The sequence below is a fragment of the Carbonicoccus niuqiaonis genome, from assembly GCF_050157065.1.
GTDB lineage: Bacteria > Actinomycetota > Actinomycetes > Propionibacteriales > Propionibacteriaceae > Avipropionibacterium.
Genome location: NZ_CP189573.1, coordinates 1,086,561 through 1,110,894 on the forward strand (window position 1 = coordinate 1,086,561; position 24,334 = coordinate 1,110,894).

At 69.4% G+C, this 24,334-nt stretch carries 23 protein-coding genes; 15 read left to right on the forward strand and 8 right to left on the reverse strand.

The window, feature by feature from the left end; genetic code table 11:
• Positions 1 to 4: 4 nt before the first annotated feature.
• Complete coding sequence (locus ACQBAU_RS04975; RefSeq protein WP_465254971.1) at positions 5 to 3,346, reverse strand: CBM96 family carbohydrate-binding protein; 3,342 nt, start codon at positions 3,344 to 3,346, stop codon at positions 5 to 7.
• Positions 3,347 to 3,642: 296 nt separating this feature from the next.
• Here ACQBAU_RS04975 and nhaA point away from each other — a divergent pair, with 296 nt between their 5' ends.
• From nhaA to ACQBAU_RS04990, 3 genes are all read left to right on the forward strand, one after another.
• Entirely contained in the window at positions 3,643 to 4,914 is a 1,272-nt protein-coding gene (nhaA, locus tag ACQBAU_RS04980) for a Na+/H+ antiporter NhaA (RefSeq protein WP_465254970.1), read from the forward strand.
• A gap of 97 nt (positions 4,915 to 5,011) precedes the next feature.
• A complete protein-coding gene (locus ACQBAU_RS04985; RefSeq protein ID WP_465254969.1) occupies positions 5,012 to 5,938 on the forward strand; it encodes an ABC transporter ATP-binding protein in 927 nt (308 codons plus the stop codon).
• Complete coding sequence (locus ACQBAU_RS04990) at positions 5,935 to 7,545, forward strand: ABC transporter permease (RefSeq protein WP_465254968.1); 1,611 nt, start codon at positions 5,935 to 5,937, stop codon at positions 7,543 to 7,545. Before ACQBAU_RS04985 ends, ACQBAU_RS04990 begins: the two co-directional genes overlap by 4 nt.
• A gap of 13 nt (positions 7,546 to 7,558) precedes the next feature.
• On the opposite strand, the gene ACQBAU_RS04995 is transcribed toward ACQBAU_RS04990, so the two are convergent.
• Entirely contained in the window at positions 7,559 to 8,962 is a 1,404-nt protein-coding gene (locus ACQBAU_RS04995; protein WP_465254967.1) for a class II fumarate hydratase, read from the reverse strand.
• A 98-nt stretch (positions 8,963 to 9,060) separates the two neighbouring features.
• Here ACQBAU_RS04995 and ACQBAU_RS05000 point away from each other — a divergent pair, with 98 nt between their 5' ends.
• A complete protein-coding gene (locus ACQBAU_RS05000; RefSeq protein WP_465254966.1) occupies positions 9,061 to 9,594 on the forward strand; it encodes a DUF4245 domain-containing protein in 534 nt (177 codons plus the stop codon).
• Between the two features lie 8 nt (positions 9,595 to 9,602).
• Here ACQBAU_RS05000 and ACQBAU_RS05005 read toward each other — a convergent pair whose 3' ends face one another.
• Both ACQBAU_RS05005 and ACQBAU_RS05010 read right to left on the reverse strand, forming a co-directional pair.
• A complete protein-coding gene (locus tag ACQBAU_RS05005) occupies positions 9,603 to 10,610 on the reverse strand; it encodes a Gfo/Idh/MocA family protein (protein ID WP_465254965.1) in 1,008 nt (335 codons plus the stop codon).
• Complete coding sequence (locus ACQBAU_RS05010; RefSeq protein ID WP_465254964.1) at positions 10,607 to 11,617, reverse strand: Gfo/Idh/MocA family protein; 1,011 nt, start codon at positions 11,615 to 11,617, stop codon at positions 10,607 to 10,609. The genes ACQBAU_RS05005 and ACQBAU_RS05010 overlap by 4 nt, the downstream gene beginning before the upstream one ends.
• A 266-nt stretch (positions 11,618 to 11,883) precedes the next feature.
• Here ACQBAU_RS05010 and ACQBAU_RS05015 point away from each other — a divergent pair, with 266 nt between their 5' ends.
• The 4 genes from ACQBAU_RS05015 to ACQBAU_RS05030 are packed head-to-tail and all read left to right on the forward strand — an operon-like array spanning position 11,884 to position 14,632.
• Positions 11,884 to 12,258, forward strand: a complete 375-nt coding sequence (locus ACQBAU_RS05015) for a hypothetical protein (RefSeq protein WP_465254963.1) — start codon at positions 11,884 to 11,886, stop codon at positions 12,256 to 12,258.
• Entirely contained in the window at positions 12,255 to 13,745 is a 1,491-nt protein-coding gene (locus ACQBAU_RS05020) for a WXG100 family type VII secretion target (RefSeq protein WP_465254962.1), read from the forward strand. The genes ACQBAU_RS05015 and ACQBAU_RS05020 overlap by 4 nt, the downstream gene beginning before the upstream one ends.
• Positions 13,746 to 13,790: 45 nt before the next feature.
• On the forward strand, positions 13,791 to 14,024 hold the full coding sequence (locus ACQBAU_RS05025) for a hypothetical protein (RefSeq protein ID WP_465259461.1): 234 nt from the start codon (positions 13,791 to 13,793) through the stop codon (positions 14,022 to 14,024).
• On the forward strand, positions 13,994 to 14,632 hold the full coding sequence (locus ACQBAU_RS05030; protein WP_465259462.1) for a hypothetical protein: 639 nt from the start codon (positions 13,994 to 13,996) through the stop codon (positions 14,630 to 14,632). Before ACQBAU_RS05025 ends, ACQBAU_RS05030 begins: the two co-directional genes overlap by 31 nt.
• A 59-nt stretch (positions 14,633 to 14,691) precedes the next feature.
• On the opposite strand, the gene ACQBAU_RS05035 is transcribed toward ACQBAU_RS05030, so the two are convergent.
• Positions 14,692 to 14,931 carry an exodeoxyribonuclease VII small subunit gene (locus ACQBAU_RS05035; protein ID WP_465254960.1) on the reverse strand — a complete coding sequence of 80 codons (240 nt, stop codon included), beginning with the start codon at positions 14,929 to 14,931 and terminating at the stop codon, positions 14,692 to 14,694.
• Positions 14,924 to 16,162: an exodeoxyribonuclease VII large subunit gene (xseA, locus tag ACQBAU_RS05040; RefSeq protein ID WP_465254959.1), complete on the reverse strand. Its 1,239-nt coding sequence runs from the start codon at positions 16,160 to 16,162 to the stop codon at positions 14,924 to 14,926. The genes ACQBAU_RS05035 and xseA overlap by 8 nt, the downstream gene beginning before the upstream one ends.
• A gap of 54 nt (positions 16,163 to 16,216) precedes the next feature.
• Between xseA and ACQBAU_RS05045 the strand changes: the two genes are divergently transcribed.
• From ACQBAU_RS05045 to ACQBAU_RS05055, 3 genes are read left to right on the forward strand one after another with little or no spacing between them, the layout of a single operon-like run.
• On the forward strand, positions 16,217 to 16,801 hold the full coding sequence (locus tag ACQBAU_RS05045; protein WP_465254958.1) for a hypothetical protein: 585 nt from the start codon (positions 16,217 to 16,219) through the stop codon (positions 16,799 to 16,801).
• On the forward strand, positions 16,794 to 17,417 hold the full coding sequence (locus ACQBAU_RS05050; protein ID WP_434549949.1) for a hypothetical protein: 624 nt from the start codon (positions 16,794 to 16,796) through the stop codon (positions 17,415 to 17,417). The genes ACQBAU_RS05045 and ACQBAU_RS05050 overlap by 8 nt, the downstream gene beginning before the upstream one ends.
• Positions 17,414 to 17,959: a hypothetical protein gene (locus tag ACQBAU_RS05055; RefSeq protein WP_465254957.1), complete on the forward strand. Its 546-nt coding sequence runs from the start codon at positions 17,414 to 17,416 to the stop codon at positions 17,957 to 17,959. The genes ACQBAU_RS05050 and ACQBAU_RS05055 overlap by 4 nt, the downstream gene beginning before the upstream one ends.
• Here ACQBAU_RS05055 and ACQBAU_RS05060 read toward each other — a convergent pair.
• A complete protein-coding gene (locus ACQBAU_RS05060) occupies positions 17,915 to 19,315 on the reverse strand; it encodes a hypothetical protein (RefSeq protein WP_465254956.1) in 1,401 nt (466 codons plus the stop codon). The genes ACQBAU_RS05055 and ACQBAU_RS05060 overlap by 45 nt on opposite strands.
• Before the next feature lie 73 nt (positions 19,316 to 19,388).
• Between ACQBAU_RS05060 and ACQBAU_RS05065 the strand changes: the two genes are divergently transcribed.
• From ACQBAU_RS05065 to ACQBAU_RS05080, 4 genes are all read left to right on the forward strand, one after another.
• A complete protein-coding gene (locus ACQBAU_RS05065) occupies positions 19,389 to 19,937 on the forward strand; it encodes a DinB family protein (RefSeq protein WP_465254955.1) in 549 nt (182 codons plus the stop codon).
• Positions 19,934 to 20,698, forward strand: a complete 765-nt coding sequence (locus tag ACQBAU_RS05070) for a class I SAM-dependent methyltransferase (RefSeq protein ID WP_465254954.1) — start codon at positions 19,934 to 19,936, stop codon at positions 20,696 to 20,698. Before ACQBAU_RS05065 ends, ACQBAU_RS05070 begins: the two co-directional genes overlap by 4 nt.
• 295 nt (positions 20,699 to 20,993) lie before the next feature.
• Positions 20,994 to 21,968 (forward strand): 4-hydroxy-3-methylbut-2-enyl diphosphate reductase, encoded by a 975-nt coding sequence (locus ACQBAU_RS05075; protein ID WP_434549998.1) that lies wholly within the window; start codon positions 20,994 to 20,996, stop codon positions 21,966 to 21,968.
• The gene (locus ACQBAU_RS05080) at positions 21,961 to 22,689 is read left to right on the forward strand and encodes an aspartate/glutamate racemase family protein (RefSeq protein ID WP_434549954.1); all 729 of its coding nucleotides are present in this window, start codon (positions 21,961 to 21,963) and stop codon (positions 22,687 to 22,689) included. The genes ACQBAU_RS05075 and ACQBAU_RS05080 overlap by 8 nt, the downstream gene beginning before the upstream one ends.
• Here the strand turns inward: ACQBAU_RS05080 and ACQBAU_RS05085 are convergent, their stop codons facing one another.
• Positions 22,690 to 24,330, reverse strand: coding sequence for a DNA recombination protein RmuC (locus ACQBAU_RS05085; RefSeq protein WP_465254953.1), 1,641 nt, complete (start codon positions 24,328 to 24,330; stop codon positions 22,690 to 22,692).
• Between the last annotated feature and the right edge of the window lie 4 nt (positions 24,331 to 24,334).

The following is a 24,334-nucleotide window of genomic DNA, read 5'->3' on the forward strand; positions in this document are numbered from 1 at the left end:
TCTGTCAGGCCCCGCGGACGACCAGCATCGCGCCGTGTCCTGACTCCCGACTCGGCATTGTGGTGTAACGGCCGGGACCACCAGGTGTTTCGGGCACTTGGCGGATGCAGAATGACAGTGGAGTGCCAGAACTGAGTGCGTCGCGTACCGCGTCGGTCACGTCGAAGGCGAGGTCGGCAGCGCCATCGGCGTACTGGGTGTCGAGCGCCGCGCCAACTGTGGGGCGGGAGTTCCATGTGAGGGTCGACTCCTGCCAATCCCCGAGGACGGCGTGAACCGCCATGTCCGTCGTCGAGCCGGCCCCGTCACTCACCTCGACCCGCACGCGTAGCTCGGCTCGACCGAGTTGAGCGGCGTCCCCCACGTCGACCGCATCGAACCCGATGAAGGCCTCCCGAGCGTTGACGGGGTCGGTCTTGGCGAGCAGCATCAGGGCATCCCCAAAGCTCCGGTCGGCCGACGCGCCCCCCTGTACGTAGGTGTCCGCGGTGCACGCCAGATACGTCTCGGCAGGATCGTGCACGGTCACCTGCTGACCTGCCCAGGCCATGTGTCCATCGACCGACGTCGCGACGGCACCGAGAACGGTGGTGCCCAGGGCACGTCCGTGCACGACCCCGTCGTCGGTGACCCCGGCAACTGCGCCGTCCGCAGTCGCCCACCGAATTGTGGCACCGGGGGATGCTGTCCCGTCGCTGTTGGCTGCGCTGGCGGTGAGTACGGTGGTTCCGCCGATCGGAACGAACGTGGTGCCGGACACAGTCACCGTTGAAAGTCGGACCGGGGGTGTCGGCGCCGCCAGTTCGTGCCCGGGAACGGTGAACTCGGTGAGCGAGTTCCAATCGTTCGCGGAATTGCCCATCCCGGTGAAGCGAACGTAACGGGCAGTGGTGACCTCGAACCGGAACGTCTCAAGTTCGTTCGTGGTTCCGAGGCTCTGACCCCCGTACACTCTTCGCCAAGGTCCTCCGTCAGACACCTCAAGAGTGAACCTCGTCGTTCGTACATTTCCCTGCCAGAACGCGATCTGCACCGAGTCGAGCTGGACGACGGCCCCCAGGTCATAGCGAATCCACTGGCCGGCACCCTGTGCCGACCACCGTGTGGACAAGTCCCCGTCGAGGGTGTTCTCACCAACATTGCCGTCATGCGTGCTCACCAGGACGACCACTCCTGGACTCAGGCCAACCGAGGTCTCGAACCGCACGTGGTATTCGATCGCTCGTGAACCCCCACCGCCGATCCGGATGGTTGCCACGCCAGGCACCGCAGATGCCTGTGTCACCGTGACCCTTCCCCGAGCCACTGTCGCCGCGACCACGGGTGGCGTGCTTCCTTCTGGGCGGACAACCGTGTAGTTCAGAACTCCCGGGACAAAGTCCGGCAACGGCTCATCGTCGAGTGTCACTGCGTCGGCCAACTCAGTGGGCTTCGGTCCGAGCCGCCAACTCCGCAATGCGCGCGCCGCAGCGACCGGCGGGATCGGAAGTGAGTCCGACACGGCGCTCGCCTGCACCGTGATCGCGGCTGTGGTCACGTCACGGGCCCACACGACGAGTTTGGTCACCCCGGTGTTCGGGGTCTGGTTGGGGGTGGGTGAGGCCCACAGGGGCTCGGCGGCCGCTGCGAAGAACCGTGCGTTGGCGGGAAGGTCATCGCCGATCAGCCGGAGGAGCATCCGGTTCGAACCATGGCTGAGAGTGCACGAGAGTCCGTCTGCCGCGACATCAACGTCGGCGTCGGTGTGCCAGAACCACCAGGCGTCGGCGGCAGTTCGGAGCGTGAACTCATCACGCAACAGCAGCTGCCGGCGATTGTCGAACAACCAGAGCCCACGGCGCCATGCGGTCGCCTTCTCCGGGGCAGCCGCATCGAGGTCCAAGATGGTGATGGCCTCACGCACTCCGTGCTCCAGCGCGAGTACCGTCCCTGTGCCATCCCACGCCTGTCCCGCCTGGCCCTGCCTGGCATCAGGGGCAAAGACCACGGTGTTGTGGCCCTCGGCGCGCTTGCGGTAGTAGTTCCACCGCATCTGGCCCTCGTCGTAGTGGAAGTACCCGTACAGGTTGTAGTCGTCCGGACCAAGGTCGACCGCCCAGCGATGGCCCTGATTTTCCAGCACGAACGTACCGAGGTCATTGTCCCCATGGTGTGCATTGTTGGCGCCACCCTTGGCAGCTACGAACGACCCCAGTGGGTCGGCCCAGCTGGCGCGGCTGCTGGTGACGTGGATGGCTGACCAAGCCTTGTCCAGTGGGGAGCGGAGCAGTTGGGAGCGCCCGGTGTCGTGCGACGGATCAATCCAGATGATGTCCTTCGGCTGGGGGTGCTCAGCTGCACGAACGGTGGCATCGTAGGTGAAGATCGGGTTCCCGTAGTGTGCGCCGAGCCAGAACTCCTCTGGCGAGTGCGGTGAGGGAAGACCTGCGTCGTAGTAGTTGAACGTGTTGTCACTGGGGCCGGTCATCGTGATCGGGTACCAGTTCGTCTGGGCCATTCCCGGCTTGGTGTCCAGGCCCTGCGCAGAGCCCGAGGCCGACATCAACGCTGCCATGAAGGTCACCAGGTACTCGGTGCTGTAGCGCCAGTACGTTGCCCCTTCGGGAAACCCGCCGTCTGGCCCATACTGTTCGATCGCGATGGGAATGGCCTCCAGCGCCTTGGTCAGCAAGGACCCGGCGATGGTGGGATCGGTGTCGGCAACGCTGAGTGCACCCATGCTGAGTCCGCTGTTGCACACCGTGTTCCAATTGTGCGCCGCGTCCGTCCAGACTGCACCGGACTCGTACTCCTCCAGCCCGGGGCCGAGCCCGAGCGTGACGATCGCCTGGCGCAGCACCTCGCGCTGGTTGTCGTCCCAGCCCTGGTGTGCCCAGTCATGTCCGATGGCGAAGGCATGGGTCATGCTCGCTGTGTCGAGGAAGTGTCGGGGGTTCCAGTCCTTCCATTCGGCGGCTTGTGACAGTTCGGCCCACAGTCGATCGCGGTACTCAGCACCCTCGGTGACGCCGTACACCAAGCCCAGAACGTATGAGCGAGTCAACGTCGGCGCCGTGTTCAGTCGGAGGCCATCGGGGATCGTGTACGGATACGGAGGCAGGAGCAGGATGGCATCGGCTTGTCCTTGAACGGTGTCGAACCAGCCCCGGATCGTCTCGTTCTCAGCGAGCTTGCGGCGTACTGCCTCGAAGTCGGTCAACAGCAGGCGTGGATGAGTCGAGCGAATCTCGGCCAGCAGCTGTTGGGGACTCGGCTTGGCGAAGGCTGACCACGGGAATGACGAGCTGGCGGCGACCCCGACGGTGGTGCCGGCCAACAGCCCACCCAATAGCGTGCGACGTTGCATGAACGGCTCCCTCGGCCGAAGGTACGTGTCTTGGCATTCCATCGCTGGCCCATGACTGGTGCAAGGCAACGAACAAGAACGGACATCCCGGCCACGTGGACGCCGGCCCGACTGGGGAGGACAGGCTGCGGGCCGTGCGACCTTCTGGTCATGCGACCTTCAGGTGTGGGTACGCACGTCAGCCGGGTGGGGCCTCAACTGCGGTGCTGCGTGCCGTAACCTTTCCTGCGGCGTGTCGGGAAGTCTGGTCGACGACCCTGTCGGCGACCCGGTCGACAGCTCGACCGAGGAGCCCGATGACCACCTCAACTGCCGACATGTCGCCGTACGGACGGGTTCGCCGTTGGGTGACCCGCGAGACCACCGGTGGGGTCCTGTTGCTGGTCGCGGCTGCACTGGCCTTGGTCTGGGCCAACTCGCCCTGGCGGTCCGCCTACACCTCACTGTCAGAGCTCGTCGTGGGACCGGCCGCCCTCCACCTCGACCTTTCGCTGGCCAGTTGGGCCGCCGACGGCCTGCTGGCGGTCTTCTTCTTCACCGTCGGTCTTGAGCTCAAGCACGAGTTGGTCGCCGGCAGCCTGCGCCGGCCGCGCGAAGCAGCGGTGCCGGTGCTGGCAGCTGTGGGGGGCATGGTCCTGCCCGCGGTCGTGTTCGTCACCCTGGTGGCCGCTCTGGGAGACCCGGGCGCGCTGCCGGGCTGGGCGATCCCGACCGCCACCGACATCGCGTTCGCCTTGGCCGTCCTCGCGATCTTCGGGCGTGGGCTTCCGCTGGCCCTGCGGACCTTCCTGCTCACCCTTGCCGTGGTGGATGACCTGCTGGCCATCATCGTCATCGCCGTCTTCTACACCGCCGAGATCCAGGTCCTGCCCCTGGTCGGCTCGCTCGTGGGCGTCGCCGCCTTCGGAGTGCTGACACGGCTCAAGTGGGCGCGGTGGTGGTTGTTGTTGCCGTTGGGCCTCGTCGCCTGGATCCTGATGCACGCATCCGGAGTGCATGCCACCATCGCCGGCGTCCTGCTCGGCCTCGTCGTCCCGGCCACGACGCTTCCCGGTGAGCCGACGCCGCGGGTGGAGCGATACGACGACACGATCCGTCCGCTGTCGGCGGCGGTGGCACTCCCCGTCTTCGCGTTCTTCGCGGCCGGCGTCACCGTGGTGGACGGGCCCGGCGGCCCCCTCCAGCTCCTCGGGCAGCCCGTCGTCGTGGCGATCACGGCAGGGTTGGTCCTGGGCAAGCTGGCTGGAGTCCTCGGCGTGACGGCACTGGTCACCCGACTGACACCGCTCCGGCTACCGGACTCGATCGGCCTCCGCGACCTGCTGCCGATCGGATTCCTGACCGGCATGGGATTCACCGTGTCACTGCTGATCACCGAACTCTCCTACCCCGGCGACGACAGGACCGCCGCGGCGAAGGTGGCCGTCCTGCTGGGAACCATGGTGGCTGCCGCCCTCGCGGCGATCACGCTGTTGCGGGACGCGCGGCAGGCCCGCGGGCGTGACATGAATGAGGACGGTGTCCCGGACTCCGACACCGGCAGCATCGGTGATGAATCCCACAGCTGACGGCCCGTGTCCGAGACCCACCGGGTGTGCGGGGGCCGCGGCCCCATCGCGTCATGGGGCCATGGCATCCGGTCGTCCGTGGTGCTTCGATGGTGACATGACGGACGCACCCGGCAGTGCGGTGATCGAGACCGTGGGGCTGGTCAAGACCTTCGGGCGGCACCGTGCCTTGGACGGACTTGACCTCGTCGTCGGAGCCGGCGAGGTACACGGCTTCCTGGGCCCGAACGGTGCGGGCAAGTCAACCACGCTCCGCCTGCTGTTGGGCCTGCTGCGCGCCACCGCCGGCAGGGTGAGCGTGTTCGGGCAGGACCCGTGGCGTGAGGCCGTTCCGCTCCATCGACGGATGGCGGCGGTTCCTGGAGACGTCACCTTGTGGCCCAACTTGTCCGGCGGGGAGGCGATCGACCTGCTGACCAGGCTGCGGAATCCCGGTCGCGACGCTGACGCCGTCGTTCTTCGACGCCGTACCGAGCTGCTCGAGGCCTTCGACCTCGACCCCGGCAGGAAGTGTCGGACCTACTCCAAGGGCAACCGGCAGAAGGTGGCACTGATCGCCGCATTCGGCACGCCTGCCGAGCTGTACCTGCTGGACGAGCCGACGTCCGGCCTCGATCCCCTGATGGAGCAGGTGTTCCGCTCGGAGGTGCGGCGGGCCGCGGCATCCGGCGCGACGGTTTTGCTGTCCAGCCACCTGCTCGCGGAGGTGGAACAGCTGTGCGACCGCGTCAGCATCATCCGCGACGGCAGGATGGTCGACAGCGGCACGCTGGCCGACTTGCGCCACCTGTCGCACACCGTCGTCCACTACCGGGGCACCCCACTGACCGACCACCGGATCCACGATCTCGTGGTGGACGGCGACCAGGTCCGGTGCCGGGTCGCAGAATCCGACCTGTCGGCCGTCCTCAGCCAGCTCGCCGTCATCGGAGCGAGCAACCTCATCATGGCCCCGCCCAGCCTGGAGGACCTGTTCATGGCCCACTACGCTCCCGCCCCGGTGGTCGGCGGTGGGCGCCGGTGACCGGTCTGGCGGCCGTGCTGAGGCTCCAGCTGCGACGTGACCGCGGTCAGTTGATCATCTGGGCCATCGCGACGGCGGCGATGTGGCCGATGATCATCATCGCCCTGGGGTCGGCGATGACGGACGCGGCGCGCGTCGACCTGGTCAGGCTGGCCGCCGTCAACCCGGCACTGCTGTTCGTCCGAGGCACGCCGCAAGGGACCGACATCGGTGCCGTGACATGGTTCTCGGTGGCCGGCTTCCTCGGCCTGTTGTTTGCGTTCATGGCCACGTTCCATGCCGTCCGGCACACTCGGGCGGAGGAGGAACAGGGCAGGACCGAGATGATCGGCGCAGGTGTGGTGCACCGGCTGGCCGGTCCGGCAGCCACCGCACTCAGCGGCCTGATCAAGGTCGGCCTGTGCGGCGCAGTGGTCCTCCTCGGTTCGGCGGTGACCGGTCTCGACCTGTACGCCAGCCTGGTCGCCGCGCTCGGCCTCGCCGGCGTGGGAATGACCTGGCTCGCGCTGGGCTTGCTGTCGGCGATGATCATGCCGACCGCACGGTCCGCCGCGACCGTGCCGGGAGTGCTGGCCGGGTTGGCGTTCGTGGTTCGTGGCACCGGTGACGCACTGGGCACCGCCGACGTCACGTTGACCCGCGTCGAGTCGGCCTGGCCGGCCTGGCTGTCGCCGATCGGTTGGGCACAACTCGCCCACCCGTTCTCCGAGCCGCGACCCCAGGTGCTGGTGTTGTTCGTGCCCCTGCTGCTCATCCTGGCGGTCGTGGTCGCAACCACGGCCGTACGGCGGGAGCTCGGCGAGTCGATGGTCAGGCCGCGTCGGGCGCGACCGAACGCATCCCGGTGGCTGTCCGGGCCGGCCGGGCTGGTCGCGCGGCAGCAGCGCGGGACCATGATCACGTGGTTGGTCGTGGCGGTGGGGATGGGGGGACTGGTGGGCGGTGTCGCCCCGGCCGTGGCGGACGCGATGCAGGACAACCCGGCAGTCGCCGAACTGATCGAACGGGCCGCGCAGGACCCGAGCGGGGACCCGGTCATCGGGCTCGCCCTCGCCCTGCTGTCGATCAACGGGGTCCTGGCCTCCGTCGCCGCCATCTCGATCATGGGGGCCCTGCACCACGACGAACGTGCTGTCGGCGAACTGCTGTTCGCCCTGCCGCTCGCCCGACCGGCGCTGTTCATCCGACACGTCGTGCTGGCGACGACCACCGGCACGGCGGTCGTCGTGCTCGCCGCCGGTACGGCCGCGGTCGTCCTCGCCGGGTCAGGTTTCGTGGACGCGGCCCCGACCGTGCTGCAGATCGGTGCTGCCATGCTGCCGGTCGTGTATGCCTATCTCGGGCTCACCGCGCTGCTGGTGGGGGTGCTGCCACGGGTCCTGACGTGGCTGCCGTGGGTCCTGTTGTTCGGGCTCATGCTGCTGGGACAGTTCGCCCCACTGTTCGACGGCTTCGACCGGCTCGCCATCCTGTCGCCGTTTCACTGGGTGGCGAATCCCGTCGTTCCCGACGCCGACCGGTGGCCGTCGGTGGTGATGGTGGCCGTGGCCGTGGGACTGACCGTGGCGGGGGGCGCGACCTTCCGGCGGCGTGACCTTCACGTGTGAGCCACTCCGCTCGTCACTGCGGGCGTCGCGTCATCGCCAGCACGTCGAGCGCGGAGTCCAGCTGCTCCTCGGTCAGCGACCCGTCGGTGACGAACCCGAAGTCGAGCACCGTCTGCCGGATCGTCTTGCCCTCGGCGAGGGCGGTCTTGGCGACCTTGGCGGCGTTCTCGTACCCGATGTAGGCGTTCAGCGGTGTCACGATCGACGGCGACGACTCGGCCAGCTCACGGCAGTGGTCGACGTTGGCGGTGATGCCGGCGACACACCGGTCGGCCAGCAACCGCGACACCGACGACAGCAGCCGGATCGACTCCAGCACGTTGCGCGCCATCATGGGCAACATCACGTTGAGCTCGAAGTTGCCGGCGGCCCCGGCGACACCGACCGCGGCGTCGTTGCCCATCACCTGGGCGCACACCATCAGCGTCGCCTCGCACATCACCGGGTTGACCTTGCCGGGCATGATCGACGAACCCGGCTGCAGGTCCGGCAGCGACACCTCGCCTAGCCCGGCGGTCGGCCCCGAACCCATCCAGCGCAGGTCGTTCGCGATCTTGGTCAGGCTGACCGCGATCACGCGCAACACCCCGGACGCCTCGACCAGACCGTCGCGAGCGCCCTGGGCCTCGAAGTGGTCCCTGGCCTCGGTCAGGGGCAGCCCCGTGGCCTGCGCGATGTGGCCGATGACGCCCGCGGCGAAGCCGGGCGGGGTGTTGATGCCGGTGCCGACCGCAGTGCCACCCAACGGCAACTCGGCAACGCGCGGCAGCGCCGCTTCGATCCGCTCGATGCCGATGCGGATCTGCGCGGCGTAGCCACCGAACTCCTGGCCGAGTGTCACCGGGGTGGCGTCCATCAGGTGGGTGCGTCCCGACTTCACGACCTCGGCGAACTCCTCGCCCTTGGCGGCAAGGGTGTCGGCCAGGTGGCCGAGCGCGGGCACCAGGTCCTTCAACAGTGACGATGTCGTGGCGATGTGGATCGCCGAGGGGAACACGTCGTTGCTCGACTGCGAGGCATTGACGTGGTCGTTGGGATGGACCTTCTTGCCCACCTGCTCGGAGGCGAGGGTGGCGATCACCTCGTTGGCGTTCATGTTGGAGGAGGTGCCCGAGCCGGTCTGGAACACGTCGATGGGGAACTCGGCGTCGTGCTTGCCGTCAGCGACCTCCGTGGCGGCGGCCCGGATCGCCTCGGCCAGGTCGGCGTCGAGGCGTCCCAGCTCGGCGTTGGTGGCCGCGGCGGCCCGCTTGATCTGGCCGAGTGCGGCGATCAGGGCCGGCTCGATCGGCGTACCGGAGATCGGGAAGTTCTCCACCGCGCGCTGCGTCTGCGCCTGGTAGCGGGCGGCCGCGGGTACGCGTACCTCGCCCATCGTGTCGTGCTCGATCCGGAACTGAGGCGTGCTGTCGGTCATGGCGCCCATTCTCGGGTACGGCCCGGCAGCCGGGCCAGCCGGGTCGCCCACGTCGGCGTCGGGTTGGTCCACGTCAGGTTGTCGGGGACAATGGCCGGATGGCTCGGGCAGCACGCAACAGATCAACGGTCGGCGACATGGTCCGGTCGTTGGCCGTCCTGCTCATCCCGGTGCTCGCCATCACCTTGCTGTTCACCGTCGATCCGCAGGAGTCGCCCGGCGCCCAACCCGTCGAATGGCAGCCGGTACGGGACCAGGCTGTGGCGGAGGCCGGGTTCGAGGTCGTCGCCCCGGCTCGACTGCCGGAGAGTTGGGCCCCGGTCCGGGTCGCCTGGGAGAACGACGACGAGCAGGCGCAGCGGTGGATGCTCGGTTGGCTCGATCCACAACAGACCTACTTCGCGGTCGAGCAGAGCAACGTCACGTCCGCGATCTTCATCGCCCGGGTCTCGCGTGACGGTGTCGCCGACGGTGTCTCCCAAGTCGGCGACCAGACCTGGGAGCGCTACCGATCGCCCGACGACCGGACGAGGTCGCTCGTGCTGACCGGTCCGGAGGCGACCACGATCGTGGTCAGCGACGCCTCGTACGAAGCGCTCGAGGCCTTCGCCGCCACCCTCGAAGTGAGCTGAGCTCCGGCTCAGAGCGTGACGACGCGGCCGGTCTCGGCGGACTCGTAGGCCGCCAGGATCACGTTGAGCGCCCGGATCCCGTCGGTGTGGTCGTTCACCGGTCGCGTCCCCTGGGCAAGACAGTCGGCGAAGTGCGCCATCTGCGCCGGGAACATCACGCCCTGCGTGGACGGGAAGGACTCGGTCTCGCCCGTGCGCAACCGATAGGTCAGCTCGCCAGCCTTCGTGGCCCACAGGGCGCCCAGCTCGCCGACCACCGAGAACCGCTCGGTGCAGTCGGCGGGTTGATAGGCCCAGCTCGTGACAAGGTTCCCGAGCACCCCGTTCGCGAACCGCACCATCACCTGGGCCGAGTCCTCCGACTCGGAGAAGGTCAGCCGATGCGTCGACAGCATCGCGCTGACCGCGGTCGGTTCTGCTCCGGCGAAGTGCAGCAGCAGGTACGTGGGGTGGTAGCCGGTGTCGATCAGTTCTCCGCCCCCGCTGGTGCTCCGGTGTGCCCGCCAGCCCATGCTGTCGGGGTCGAAGTCGTTGTGGAAGCAGTCGGTGGTGCGGACCTCGTACACCTGACCGAGCAGTCCGGACCGCAGCAGCTCGGTGGCCTTGCTGACCGGCGGCAGGAACAGCTGGTTGTGCGCGCACATCAAGGTAACGTCGTGCTCGGCGATCGCCTGCTCAATCGCCGCGGCCTCCTCCCGGGTGAGGCACAGCGGCTTTTCGCACAGCACGTGCTTCCCGGCCGAGACCGCCGCCAGGATCGCCTCGGCGTGCAAGTGGTGCGGTAGGCAGATGTCGACGGCGTGGACGTCGCTGTCGGTGATCAACTCCCGAAAGTCCTCGTACGGCGTCGCGCCCAGTTCGGCGGCGCGCGTCGCCCGAGTCTCCGGGTCGACGTCGGCCACGGCGGTGACCGAGATCCGATCGGCGTTCGCCGCGTACCCCTTGAGGTGAATGCTCGCGATCCCGCCGCCACCGATCAGTCCGACCCGGATCGGTCCCGCCACCGGTGTGCTCATGGCTGACCGCCCTCGCCGGCCCCACGGGCCTGATAGGCGACCGTTCGGCCGCTGGCCGCCGACTCGTTGGCGGCCACGACCAGCCGAGTCAGTTCCACCGCCCGGGCCAGGTTGTCGTCGGCTCGAGTGCCGGCAGCGATGTGGTCCACCCAGGAGACGAACGGCGTGGGCTCGTGGGGTGGCAACTCGACGGCCTCCCACTCGCCCCGCCCGAGCTGACGCCACAGGGTCGAGTCGCGCGCCGACCAGGTGAGGGCGCCCTCGGTGCCGTACACCTCCATGGTGAACGGGGTACGGCTGGCGAACCCTGCCTCGACCACGCCGATCCGCTGGTCGGGATAGCCGAGGGTGACGACCGCGTGGTCCTCGACGGCGCGATGGGTGAGGGAACGATAGGTGGCGCTGACGGTGTCCGGCTCAGCCCCCAGGAACAACTGCGTCAGGTAGGCCGGATGGCAGCCGAGATCGGTGAGCGCCCCGCCCACGGCCTCGGCCGGATCGTAGAACCGCTCCGGGAGCCAGTCCCGGACGGCACCGTCGTGTGACATCCGGACCCGGACGTAGCCGGGGTCACCGATGGTCCCCTCCGCCAGCTGGGCGGCGATCGCTCGGACGTGCCCGCGCTGCAGGAACGGCAGGGAGACGGTCAGCTGCACGCCGGCCTCGTCGGTGGCGGCGATGATCTCCTCACACTCGGCGACGGTCGGCGCGAGCAGCTTCTCGGTGAAGACGTGCTTGCCGGCACGTGCCGCGGCCACCATCACGTCGCGATGGTCGACCGTCGGGGTGGTGACGATCACCGCGTCGACGTCGCCGCGTGCCAGCACCTCGCTCAGCTCGGCCTCGAAGGCCACCCCCCGTTCGGCGGCCGCCTCACGGCCACGGTCGGCGTCGGCGTCCCACACCGCCACGAGTTCGGTGCCGGGGTGCTCGGTGGCCTGACGACAGTAGTCGCCGGCATGGACGTGCCAGAAGCTCAGCGCGGCAACACGCAATGGGGTCGGCATCGGGTCGATCAGTCCTCTCCTCAAAGCGCCCCACCCAGGGTGTTCGGCGGGACTGCCGACCTCACTCTGCCGAGAATCGGGCCGCAGGGGAAGCCTTTGCCCATGATCAATTCGGATGGCGACCGTGGGGAAACGCTCGTCGAGCTCGTCGAGACGTCTCGAGCGACTGCAGAGTTGATCATGGTCGGCGGACGTTACCAGTTCGTCATCGTGAGAGCGCCTCGCGGGGCCCGAGAAGTGGCCCGCCCGACGGGTAACGTCTTGTTATGCAATCACAATCACCGGACTGGACCTTCGAGGTCGACCCCGCCGAGATCGACACCTTCGTCGCAGAACTGGGCAGGCTCCGGCAGACCATGGACCGTCACGTACAGACCTTCGTCGGCCTCGAGCTCGACTCCGGCGTCTTCGGACGACTCCCCGGGATCTCGGGCAAGGTGTACGACGCCTACAGCAACCACGTGAAGCAGGGCACCGAAGCGTTCGCGGACGGCCGGTCCGTACTCGACGCAGCATCCAACAGGGGCGGGGAAACCGCCGCGGCCTACCGCGGCGTCGAACAGCGCAACATCGCAGCCGTCGGGGAACTGGTCGAGTTCATGTCGCCCACCCGGCCCGGCACCGAACAGGGGACCCGATGACCACGACCGCGAGCACGACCAGCGGCACCTACGACCTCGAGCAGGGCGCCTTCGCCGGGATGCCGGACCTCGTCGGTGCCGCATTGGGTCCGGCCAGGAGCTGGTTCAACTTCGCATTGGAATGGGTCTGTGGCGACCCGGAGAAACTGGTCGAGACCGGGCAGCAGTACCGAACTCTCGGTCAGGAGGTCAGCACCGTCGCGACCCGGCTGCGGACCGCAACCGACGGACTGCCGGCATGGCAGGGACCGGCCGCAGGCGCCTTCCGCACCACCATGGCCTCCTCGGTCGACGTGATCGACAAGGTGGGCGGCTTCGTCGGGCAGACCGAGGAGATCCTGGTCGCAGCGGCCGAGATCGCCACCGAGGCGGCCGAGGTCATCTGGGATCTGGTGACCGAGCTGGTCAAGATGTTGATCTCCACCCTGATGAAGGCACTCGCCGCCTCCACCTTCTCCCTCGGCAGCTCGATCGCCGCCTGGTTGGCGACCTCGATCGGCAAGGTCGCCCAGGTCGTGACCAAGGTCGCCCAGGTGGTCGGCAAGGTCGGCGGGATGCTGCAGAAGCTGGCGAAGCTGCTGCACCGGCTGATGGCCCTGATCGCCAGGTACCGCGAGGTGCTCACCAAGATCGAGGCGATCCTGCGCAAGGTGAAGGAGGTGGTCGACAAGCTCAAGCCCCTCGGGGATCGGGCCGACGGCCTGTCCCGTGGCACCTGGCAGGACCACAAGGAGAACGGCGGCACCCGAACGATCGGGGCCGGCGGTTCGTATCCCGCGTTCCGCGTGCCCACCGATCGTGCCGACGTCGACCCTGCCGACTTCGGTGCGGGAACACCGGACACGCCCGCCGAGTCCATCAGCTCCTTCACACCGAACCGGGATCACGGGCCGACCTACGAGTACCAGCCGACGTACGAGTACGCGCCCGCGTCCGAACGTCTCGGTGAGGAAGGCTCCGCCGCCACGTCCTCGTCGGTCCGGGAGGGCTCGCTGTCGGGCGGTGGCTCCCCGTCCGGCGGTGGCACCGTGGCGGCCGGGGCACAGCCGGACGTGGACGGCGGGCCCGGGGCCGCTCGACCCGATGCCCCCGGGGGCGCAGCCGGTGGGCGGTCCACCGGTGTGTCGACGGCCGGATCGAACGTGAACCTGGGTTCGGTCGGCTCGGTGTCGGTGCCGCGTGGCGACTCCTTCAGCGGATCGGCCGGTGGGGGTGGCAGCAGCAGTGGTTCCGGCAGCATCGGTGGGGTGCGCACTGACGGCCATGCGCCGCGTCCCGTGTCGACGCCCAGTCACGTCTCGTCCGCTGTGTCGGGCATCGGCTCGGTCGAGCCGCGGATCGGCTCGGGCGCCGCGGCCGCGGGTGGTGGGCACATGATCCCGCCGCCGGTCGGGCCAGGTGGGGCACCGGGCAGTGGGTCGTCGACGACCGGTCAGGCCAAGAGCCCGATCAAGAACAGCCGACTGTTCGAGGAGGATGCGAAGTGAGCACCGACGACTGGGACCCCACCAATCCGTGGAGTGGCGCTGATCATGAGGGTGATGGTGATCATGAAGCAACGCCTGATCATGACGGTGGGGCTGACCATGACGGTGGGGCTGATCATGGAGCAACGGCTGATCATGACGGTGGGGCTGATCATGGTACGACGACTGATCATGAAGGTCACCGGGACAGCGGCCCTGAGGGGCCGCCCGATCCGGACCAGGCCGTCGCACCCGCCGACGCCGTTCCGGTGTCGTTCGGCCCGAGCCGTGAGCCGCTGACCGTCGAGGAGGCCGGACTCGTCCCCGGGGTGACGGACAAGGCCGCCGAACTGGGCCGGTTGTCCGGTGTCGGTCGGGACGAGGACCAAACCGTGACGGTCGAGGTGAACGGCGTGATGGGCGTGTCGGTGAGACTCACCCCGGCGCTGATCACCGTCGGCTCCGAACAGGCCGGGCACCTTCTCGCCGCAGCCTTGGAGGATGCTCGGCGACAGGTGGTCGCGGCCGTGACCGAGCGACTCGCTGCCGACGCCACGCTGGCGCCGCTGCTGGACACCCGGCCCGCCACCGACGAACACGGGATCGGCCACGAGCAGGCCCCTCGGCCGCGACAGGGCGACGTGGTGAGCACCAGTCCGGACGGGCTGGTCACCGTCGTCGTGGGTACTGAGGGTGAGGTCACGTCGGTGGTCGTCCGGGCCGACGAGGTGGTGCTCGAGGAGCTGGGCCTGGCCTTCGTCGTCGCCGCCGAGGCTGCACTGCAGGGCGGGGACGGCGACGACGTCGACGCCGATGCGCGGCTGGGTGCGTTCGACAAGGCGATGGAGCGCATCGATCGACGCCTGAACAACCTCGACAGCCAGTTGAGCGCGCTCCTCAAGGACTGAACGACGCGACGGTCCGACGCGTCGCAGCGATGTCAGTCCTCCGACGCGTCGGGACGATGTCAGTCCTCCGGCGCGTCGGCGTCCGCGGCGGTCCGCGCCTCGATCCGTTCGCGGGCGCGGTCGAGCCGTGCCTGGCACAGCGCGGCCAGGCGCTCGCCGCGTTCCCACAGCGCCATGGACTCCTCGAGCGGTGCGCCACTCTCGAGCTTGCGCACGATCTCGACGAGCTCCTCGCGCGCCTGCTCGTACGACAGCTGCTCGTCCTTGTCGCCGGTGTCGGGGGTGGTGGTCTCAGTCATCGTGCTCTCCGATCGCTGCCGTACGGGTGGTGTGGACTCCGGCGGTCACCTGGCCGTCGGCCACGTGGATCAGCAGGTCGTCACCGGGGGAGACCTGGTCGACCGAGGACACCGCGTGGCCGTCGGCGCCCAGCACCAGGGCGTAGCCGCGCTCGAGGGTGGCCTGCGGTGAGACTGCCCGGACCCGGGCCAGCAGGTGCGTCAGTGCGGTCTCGTCGTTCGACACGACCCGGCGGACGGTCCGGCGGGCCCGTTCACGAAGTTGATCAACCTGGTCGGCGTGGATCGCGACGGTGGTCGTGGGCGCCGCCAGCACCGGCCGGGACCGCAACCCGGCCAGGGCGTCGGCCTCCCGGCGCAGCCCGGACCTGATCGCCCGGCGCAACCGCTCCCGCGCCTCGCCGATCACGCGCAACTCCTGTCCCGCCTCCGGGACGACGTGCTTCGCGGCGTCGGTCGGGGTGGAGGCGCGGACGTCGGCCACCAGGTCGAGGATCGGCGAGTCGACCTCGTGACCGATCGCGCTGACCACCGGCGTCCGACAGGCGAACACGGCCCGCACCAGCGCCTCGTCGGAGAACGGCAACAGGTCCTCCAGCGAGCCGCCACCCCGGGCGATGATGATCACCTGGACCTGCGGGTCCCCGTCGAGTCGGCCGACGGCGGAGATCAACTGCTCCACCGACTGCGGCCCCTGCACCAGCGCGTGCTCGGTCCGGATCGTCGCGCCCGGCCAGCGCCGGGTGACGTTGTGCACGACGTCGCGTTCGGCCGCACTACCGGCCGCGGTGGCCAGACCGATCACCTCGGGCAGGAACGGCAACCGTTGCTTGCGGCGGGGATCGAACAGTCCTTCGGCCTGCAGCAACCGCTTGGTCTGCTCCAGCCGGGCCAGCAGCATCCCTTCCCCCGCGGTCCGCAGCTCGTCACAGTGGAAGGACAACCGGCCCGAACGCATGTAGTAGTGGGGCTTCAGGTTCGCCACCACGGTGGCACCCTCCGGCGGCGGCCCGGCTGCGTCGAGTGTCTGCGGGGTGCAGATCACCGACACCGACACCTCGCCCAGCTTGTCGCGCAGAGTCAGGAAGATCGTGTTGCTGCCCGATCGGCGGTTGACCTGGATCAGCTGCGCCTCCACCCAGATCCGACCCAGGCGGTCGACCCACCGCTCGACGCCTTGGGCGACGCGCCGCAGCGGCTGCGGTGACTCCGGGCTCGATTCGAGGGGCATGCGGGTCAGCTTAGGAGCAGTCACCGACAGGATGAGCTCGCTATCGTGGCGTGGGTGGAGACCGAGCAGGCGTGGCGGGGGATCAGACAGGCGGCGACGCCGTGGCTGATCACGGCTGCAGTGATCGGCCTGCTGTTGCTGATGGTGGCGGTGACCGGCGGTTTCACTCCCGCGTCCGACACCGGCCGTCGGGTCGAGGCCGGCCGGTCGGTCGAGGTGGGTGAGTGGCGACTGGTGGTGCACTCCGCCGAGCTGACCGACGTCAGCCCGGACGGTTCCTACGACACCGCCGACACCGTGCGGGTGCACCTCGACGTGACCCACCGGGGAGAGGCAACCGTCAGGTTCGTCCCGCACGGACTGATCCGTGTGGTGGTCGACCCGGCCCCGGTGGAGGAGGAACTGCAGTGGCGCAGTGCCGACCCGGACCGCGAGTACGCCTTCGATCCCGACGTCACCGAGTCGGTGTTGGCCGAGCTCGCGTACGCCGACGACCAGCACCCGCCGGCACCGGCTACCGTCCGCGTCGTGATCCACGACGTCCGATGGGACGCCGGGCTGCTGTCCGAGGACTGGCAGGTGGGTGCCGCGGTCGCCCACGTCGACCTCCCACTCGCCGATCGGCGGACCGGTGGGTGAGCCGGCGTCGCCGACCGGGCAGCGCCGGGGGACGTCCCGGCCGGCAGCGCGCCCGGGCACGGCTCGCCAGCTGGGGGGACTGCTCTGCTGCCTGGTGGTGGTGGCCGTGCTGGCGGTGGCCGTACCGGAGTTCGACCCCACCCGGACCACGGTGGCCTCCCGTGTCGACCGCGACGTGTGGACCGAGCAGGCGCACTACGCGGCCCGGGTGACCGACGTCGGGGTGGCCGACGCGGTGACCGACGGCGACACCACGATCAGCGCCACGCCGGGCACGACATGGCTGGTGGTCACCTGGCAGCTGGCGTCCAGTGACACCGACTTCTCGCTCGGCCGGATCTCGGCGCTCGTCGACGGCAAGGAGTACCTGCGGCGGACGGACTTCGGTGACTCCCACCAGTCCCGGACACCGGCCGGGTTCACCGACACCTGTACCGAGTTGTTCCAGGTGCCGTCGGACTCGGTCTCGGGTGCCCGGTTGGAACTGGCCCCCTCCCAGGTCAGCGGGATCGTCGTGTTCACCCGGGTGGTCGAGGTCGACCTCGGTCTGGCCGATGACGTACCGGTCGAACCGCGTCGACGGGTCGAACCGTGCCACCGGGCGGTGACACCATGAGGTCGGCCCGGCCCCGGCGGCGGTTGGTGGGTGTCGCGCTGGCCGTGCTGTTGGCGGTCGCGGTCGCCGTCGGCACGGGCTACAGCGACTTCCGCAGCCGAACGCCCGGCGACGGGACGGTCACGTCCGGGGTGGTCGGCGAGCCGGTCCGGGTGGGCGAGCGTACGTTCACGGTGACCTCGTTCGAGGCCGCGACCCGGTTCCCGGCGGCCGAGGCCGACGAGGAACCGGTCACCGCGATGCCCGGTGCGGTGCTGGTGCTGGTCGTGCTGCGGACCGACCACGGCCCGCTGGATCCGACCACCAGCTACTGCGACGTCGAACTGGTCGACCTGCGGGACGACACGGTGGTACGCACCTGGCGCGACACCGATCCCTTCCGGTACTCGGTTGCCGCGCCCGAGGGATACAGCTGTCTGGGTGAGTCCCCGACCGAGCGGGTGACCGAGATGGCCGCCGGTTTCCAGGTGCCCGCCGACGCCGTACCGCACCTGGCGTTACGCGTCGGACAGGAAGGGGCCTGGGCGCAGATCCGACGCTGAGGACGCACCTGGTGTGGTCGTGGGGGCCTCAGCTGTGGGCGTGGCGGTGGGGGTGTCGGTGGTGGGGGTGTCGGTGGTGGTGCCGTCGGGATCGGTGCCGGTGACCGAGCCGATGCAGCGGTCGAAGGCGGCGCCGTACAGCGCCATCGCCACCGTGGTGCCGAGCAGGCCCTGGACCAGGTCGATCGTCGGCGTGGTGAGCAGCGCCTCGGCCAGCGGCACGGGCCCCCGGAGCTGGAGCAGTCCGGTCTCGACCAGCCGCTGCAGCGCGGTGACCACCGCCGACACCACCAGGAAGGCCCCCAGGAAGCGTGGCCCGGCCAACCACACCAACTGCAGCGACCGGAACACCGGGATGTACTTGTCGCGCAGGTCGCCGGTGGCCAGCCAGGTGAATCGGCGCAGCGGTGCCGGCAGCCGCGTCAACGTCCGGGCAGCCCCTTCGGCCCGGGTCCCCACCACCGATCGCTCGAAGTCGCGCCAGCCGAACACCAGCGCCGTCAGCGCCAACCACATCAGCGGCAACAGCACCAGTTGGGCGAAGCCGGGCACCACGTCCACCCAGAACCGATGGGCGGCGGCCTGCACCAGGTCGGGCAGGGTGAGCCCGTACGGGAATGTCACCTCGGGCAGCAACTCGATGAGGCCACGCCACAGCTGCATGGTCTCGACCCACGCCGTCCGGGTGTGCAGCCAGTCGGTGGCGTCGGAGACGATCCGGGTCAGGCCGAGGAACGAGGTGAACACGAAGACGCCGTCGGCGACCATGGCGACCGGGCTGAGCCAGCTGAGGTCGAAGCGTCGGGCTGCCGCACTGCAGGCGACCCGGAGCAACCAGGCGATCACGGCCATCACCGCGTACGTCTGCCAGTTCTGCATGTTGATCGACCACTCCGCGGTACCGAACAGCGAGTGCCGGATCACGTTGACGGTGAACAGTTCGCGGACCTCGTCGTCGACCAGGCCCCACAGCGCGTACACCGCGAGGAAGGGGCCGATCGCGGTCACCAGCACGGTGCGCGCCGACGAAAGCTCAAACACCGAGTCCGGTACGACCAGCAGTCCGGCCGGGGTGGCCCCGGCCGCCTGTCGACGTTCCACCCGGGGCAGCACCGCCAGTCGTGGTTCCAGGGAGTTGATCATGAGCACCAGGCTGATCACGTAGCACACCACTCCGACCACGAAGACCAGGATCGACAGCCACGGCCGGGTGCCGCCGAGGGCGGCCGAGCCGTACGTGCCGAGTTGGCGCAGCGCCCACCCGACACAGAACCAGGCGACCAACGGCCCCAGACCGCGCAGCCACAGTCGGCCGGTCGCGGCCGTCAGCAGCAGGACCTCGCGGATGGTGCGCACCCGCTCAGCGTAGGACCTGCGGTCGGTCAGGCCAGTCCTCAGCGTCGCTGCGAAGTGTCCTAGATTGGGTGGCATGAGCGAGTACGCGCCACCACCGCCCGACGACAAGGACTGGACCTGGGTGGTGGAACGGACCTGCCCGCAGTGCGGTTTCGACGCCTCCCGGGTGACCGTGGAGCAGGCCCCTGGCATGATCACCGCACTCACCGCACCGTGGGCCGATGTGCTCGGCCGCGATGACGTCGCCGTCCGCCCGGCGCCGGAGGTCTGGTCGGCCCTGGAGTACGCGTGTCACGTCCGCGACGTGTGCCTCGTGTTCAGCGAACGCACCACCTTGATGTTGGAGCACGAGGCCCCGACCTTCGCCAACTGGGACCAGGACGAGGCGGCGGTGCAGGGCCGGTACCTGCACCAGGACCCGACGGCCGTCGGGACCGGGATCGGACAGGCCGCCACGGCCTGGGCGAAGCAACTGCGCGAGGTCCAGGGCGCCAAGTGGGAGCGTCCCGGGCTGCGGGGGAACGGGGCACAGTTCACCGTGCTCACCCTGACGCGCTACGGGCTGCACGACCTCGCACACCACCTGGTCGACGTCGGTGCGGTGGAGTCCCACGCCTCATGACCGACGAACTCCTCGCCGCCTGGCGTGCCGAGGAGGGCGGGCAGCCCGAGGGGTGGGACTTCTCCAGCCTGGGCGGCCGGATGACGGGGACCCCGCTGCCCTGGGACCTCGACGCGATGTACCGGGAGTTGCTCGGCCGGGCGAGCCGGGTGCTCGACATGGGCACCGGTGGCGGTGAGTACCTGCGGAGCTTCGCCGATGACCTGCCCGACGACACCGTCGCGACCGAGGGGTGGCGACCGAACGTTCCGGTCGCCCGGGCTGCGCTGCAGCCGTACGGCATCGAGGTCGTCGAGCACGATCCCGACTCCGGACAGCCGATGCCCTTCCCCGACGGCCGGTTCGACCTCGTGCTCAACCGGCACGAAGCCTTCGGCGCCGCCGAGGTGGCCCGCGTGCTGGCGCCGGGTGGCACTTTCGTGACGCAGCAGGTCGGCGGGCTCGAGGTCGGCGAACTTCATGCCCTGACCGGTAAGCAACCGGACAATCCGCACGTCACCCTTGAGCGGTGCTGTACCGCATTGGGCGAAGCCGGCCTGGAGATCGTCGCCAGCGGCCAGGACTCCGGTTGGTACGAGTTCGTCGACGTCGCCGCGCTGGTGGCCTATCTGCAACTGGTGCCGTGGGACGTCCCGGACGACTTCTCCGTCGACCGGTACCGCGACGCCCTGCTGACCCTGCACGAGCGGGGCCCGGCGATCGGGAAGCCCGTGCGGCTCACCAAGCTGCGTTTCTGGATCCGGGCCGTCCGGTCGGCCTGAGACGAGCGATCTCGCGCTCGCGGTGTCGCTGCCCGGCCCGGATTCCGCAAACCGACCGGTCGATCGGTGGGTGATGCGTGACACAGGCGTGGACTGGCTCGCCAGATCTTGTTGACCGGTCGATCTGCGGAATCCACCCGGCGCGCGGGAGCCGCGTCGGCGGCCGAGGGAGCCGCAGAACGGTCCTCCTAGACTGGGCGGCATGACTGACGGCCAGTTGACCCGACCCGGCGACGCCCTGCACACCGCGTCCCCGGCGCCGATGACCCCGACCGGGGCGACCGTTGACCTCCCGATGCCGGCACGGCCGGGGGAGAAGCAGGTGGTGGTGGCCGCCCCCCGCGGATACTGCGCGGGCGTGGACCGCGCCGTGATCACCGTGGAGAAGGCGCTCGACCGGTACGGTCCGCCGGTGTACGTGCGGAAGCAGATCGTGCACAACAAGCACGTCGTGGAGACCTTGGCCGAGCGGGGCGCGATCTTCGTCGAGGAGCTCGACGAGGTGCCCGAGGGTGCGACGGTCGTGTTCTCCGCGCACGGGGTGTCGCCGATGGTCCGCGACCAGGCCACCGATCGCCGGCTCAAGACCATCGACGCCACCTGTCCGTTGGTGACCAAGGTGCACCACGAGGCGCGCCGGTTCGCCAAGGAGGATCGCGAGATCCTGCTGATCGGGCACGCCGGCCACGAGGAGGTCGAGGGCACCTCGGGGGAGGCCCCCGAGCACATCACCTTGGTCCAGTCGCCGGCGGATGCCGACACCGTCGAGGTCAAGGACCCGACCCGAGTCTCCTGGCTGAGCCAGACCACGTTGAGCGTGGACGAGACGATGCAGATCGTCCGGCGCCTCCGGGAACGGTTCCCGTTGTTGCAGGACCCGCCCAGCGACGACATCTGCTACGCCACCTCCAACCGGCAGTCGGCGGTGAAGCAGATCGCCGCCCACTCCGATCTGGTGATCGTCGTCGGTTCGGCCAACTCGTCGAACTCGGTGCGGTTGGTCGAGGTGGCGCTGGACGCCGGCGCGAAGGCGTCGTACCGGGTCGACAACGCGAGCGAGATCGACGACGGATGGCTGGAAGGGGTCGAGCACGTCGGCATCACCAGCGGCGCATCGGTGCCCGACGACCTGGTGCAGGGGGTGCTCGACCACTTGGTGGACCGCGGCTTCCCGGTCGCCACGGAGGAGCGGTTGACCGAGGAGAACCTCGTCTTCGCGTTGCCGCCCGAACTCCGCAAGGACCTTCGCAGGAATGCCAGCGGTGACTGACGAGCGGCCACGGTCGACGTCGGCCCAGTCGCGACGCATCGGCCTGATCGGTGGGATGAGCTGGGAGAGCACGGCGCTGTACTACCGGCTGCTCAACGAGGGTGTCCGGGAACGTGTCGGGGGCCACCACAGCGTCGACCTGGTGCTCCGGTCGATCGACTTCGCGCCGATCGTGGCGATGCAGCAGGCGGGGGACTGGCCAGGTGCCGCGACGGTACTGGCCGACGCGGCGCGGGACCTCGAGGCGGCCGGCGCAGAGTTGATCATGATCGGCGCCAACACGATGCACCGGGTGGCACCCGAGGTCGAGGCGGCGGTGTCGGTCCCGCTGCTGCACGTCGTCGACGTGGTCGCCGACGCCGCCCTGGAACGTGGCATCCCGACCATCGGCCTGCTCGGAACCCGTTACACGATGGGAGATCCGTTCTACTCCCACGGCCTCGCCGCTCGCGGGGTCTCCACCTTGGTGCCCCATGCCGCCGACCGCGAGCTGGTCAACTCGATCATCTACGACGAGCTCGTCCACGGCCGCTTCACCGACGAGGCCAGGGCGTCCATCGTCACGGTGATCGAGTCGTTGCGTGCCCAAGGTGCCCGCGGGGTCGTCCTCGGCTGCACCGAGCTGGAACTGTTGATCAACTCCGACGACGTCGACGTCCCGCTGTTCGCCACCACGGCCCTGCACAGCAGGGCTGCCCTGGCGGCGGCCTTCGCCGACTGATCAGCTGCTGCGACGACGCAGCTGACGCGGTTGCTCGGCGTCGGTGAGGTCGAACAGGTCGGGCTCACCCCGGGTCAGCTCGTGGCGTTCCGGCAACTCCGGATCAGCCGTGACCTCGGCCGTCGGCTGCTCGGTGTCGGCAGCCCGCTCGCGCCCGATCATCGGGGTGGCCTGTACGGCGTCGTCCACCAGTTCGGAGGCGGTCACCTGGCGGGGGGCGTGCTCGACCTGGTCGGGCGACGGGAGCTCCTCGGAGGTGACGTCGAGGTCATTGAACCGGCGGGCCGTGACGAACACCCGGCTCTCGAGTGATCCGAGGGTGGAGTTGTAGGCCTTCACCGAGGTCTGCAGGGCACGGCCGAGCTTGTCGAAGTGACCGCCCATCGTGCCGAGCCGCTGGTACAGCTCGCGTCCCAGATCGGCGACCTCCTTGGCGTTCTGGGCCAGGGCGGCCTGCTTCCAGCTGTGGGCGACGGTGCGCAACATGGCGATCAGGGTCGACGGCGACGCGATCACGATGCCCTTGCGGGCGGCGTACTCGTGCAGGTCGGGCATCCGGCTGAGCGCCTCGGCGGCCAGCGCCTCACTCGGCAGGAACATGATCACGAACTCGGGGGTGTGGTCGTCGACCGCCCAGTACTGCTTGCCGGACAACTGGTCGACGTGGCCCTTGACCACCTTCCCGTACCGCTGCAGGGCAGCCTCGCGCCGGTCCTCGTCGTCGGTGTCGTGGGCATCGAGGAAGCTCTCCAGCGGCACCTTGGAGTCGACGAAGACGTACTTGCCGTCGCTGAGGTTGACCCGCATGTCGGGGCGGATCCCCGTACCGCCGGTGGTGGTCGTGGTGTGCTGCAGGTCGAAGTCGCAGTGTTGCCGCATGTTGGCCAACTCGGCGGCGTTCTTCAGCTGCATCTCGCCCCAGTTGCCGCGGATCTGCGGCTTGCGCAGCGCCGTCACCAGGGCATGTGTCTCGCGCCGCAGGTGCTCGCCGGTGGACTGGACGGTCCGCACCTGGTTGCGCAGGTCGGTCGCGAGCGAGGCGCGCTCCTTCTCGACCGCGGTCAGCCGTTCCTGGAGCTGGCGCAGGCTCTCGGTGACCGGTGCCATCAACTGCTCGGTGGCCTTCAGCCGCTGGTCGGCGCTCCGCTCCGCCTGCTTGCCCTGTGACTCCAGCGTCGCCGCCGACAGCACCTTGAACTCCTTCGCCAGCGCCTCCCGGTCCTCGGCGATGGTCCGGGCTCGCTGCTCGGCGTCATCGGCCCGCCGCGTCGCCTCGGACAACGAGGCACGGACGCCGGCCAGCGTCGCGCTCACGTCCGAACGGTCGGCCATCGCCTGAGCGGTCTCGGTGCGGGCACCCGCCAGCTCGGCCCGGAGCTCGGCGGTGTCGGCACGGGCACGTTCGGCCGCCTCACGCGCCGAGGTGGCCTCGAGGCGGGACTGGCTGGCCTCGTCGCGGGCCCGACCGGCCTCGGCCTCCGCGCGCTGTCGGGCGGCCTCGGCCTCGGCACGCTGCCGCGGAACGTCGTCCCCGTTCGCCACGGGGGGGCGGGAGCGCAGCAGCCACCAGCACGCTGCGGCGCCCAGCAGGGCACCGAGCAGCAGTCCGATGACCAGGGCTGTGGCGGTGGCAGTTTCCATGACC

Bases quoted from the DNA above. Each gene is read 5' to 3' on its own strand.
- ACQBAU_RS05065 (WP_465254955.1), top strand. From the start codon at position 19,389: ATGAGCGAGTACGCGCCACCACCGCCCGACGACAAGGACTGGACCTGG.
- ACQBAU_RS05075 (WP_434549998.1), top strand. From the start codon at position 20,994: ATGCCGGCACGGCCGGGGGAGAAGCAGGTGGTGGTGGCCGCCCCCCGC.
- ACQBAU_RS05000 (WP_465254966.1), top strand. From the start codon at position 9,061: ATGGCTCGGGCAGCACGCAACAGATCAACGGTCGGCGACATGGTCCGG.
- ACQBAU_RS05035 (WP_465254960.1), bottom strand. From the start codon at position 14,931: ATGACTGAGACCACCACCCCCGACACCGGCGACAAGGACGAGCAGCTG.
- ACQBAU_RS05070 (WP_465254954.1), top strand. From the start codon at position 19,934: ATGACCGACGAACTCCTCGCCGCCTGGCGTGCCGAGGAGGGCGGGCAG.
- ACQBAU_RS04985 (WP_465254969.1), top strand. From the start codon at position 5,012: ATGACGGACGCACCCGGCAGTGCGGTGATCGAGACCGTGGGGCTGGTC.
- ACQBAU_RS05020 (WP_465254962.1), top strand. From the start codon at position 12,255: ATGACCACGACCGCGAGCACGACCAGCGGCACCTACGACCTCGAGCAG.
- ACQBAU_RS05010 (WP_465254964.1), bottom strand. From the start codon at position 11,617: ATGCCGACCCCATTGCGTGTTGCCGCGCTGAGCTTCTGGCACGTCCAT.
- ACQBAU_RS05025 (WP_465259461.1), top strand. From the start codon at position 13,791: ATGAGGGTGATGGTGATCATGAAGCAACGCCTGATCATGACGGTGGGG.
- ACQBAU_RS05005 (WP_465254965.1), bottom strand. From the start codon at position 10,610: ATGAGCACACCGGTGGCGGGACCGATCCGGGTCGGACTGATCGGTGGC.
- ACQBAU_RS04975 (WP_465254971.1), bottom strand. From the start codon at position 3,346: ATGCAACGTCGCACGCTATTGGGTGGGCTGTTGGCCGGCACCACCGTC.
- nhaA (WP_465254970.1), top strand. From the start codon at position 3,643: ATGACCACCTCAACTGCCGACATGTCGCCGTACGGACGGGTTCGCCGT.
- xseA (WP_465254959.1), bottom strand. From the start codon at position 16,162: ATGCCCCTCGAATCGAGCCCGGAGTCACCGCAGCCGCTGCGGCGCGTC.
- ACQBAU_RS04995 (WP_465254967.1), bottom strand. From the start codon at position 8,962: ATGACCGACAGCACGCCTCAGTTCCGGATCGAGCACGACACGATGGGC.
- ACQBAU_RS05085 (WP_465254953.1), bottom strand. From the start codon at position 24,330: ATGGAAACTGCCACCGCCACAGCCCTGGTCATCGGACTGCTGCTCGGT.
- ACQBAU_RS05015 (WP_465254963.1), top strand. From the start codon at position 11,884: ATGCAATCACAATCACCGGACTGGACCTTCGAGGTCGACCCCGCCGAG.
- ACQBAU_RS05055 (WP_465254957.1), top strand. From the start codon at position 17,414: ATGAGGTCGGCCCGGCCCCGGCGGCGGTTGGTGGGTGTCGCGCTGGCC.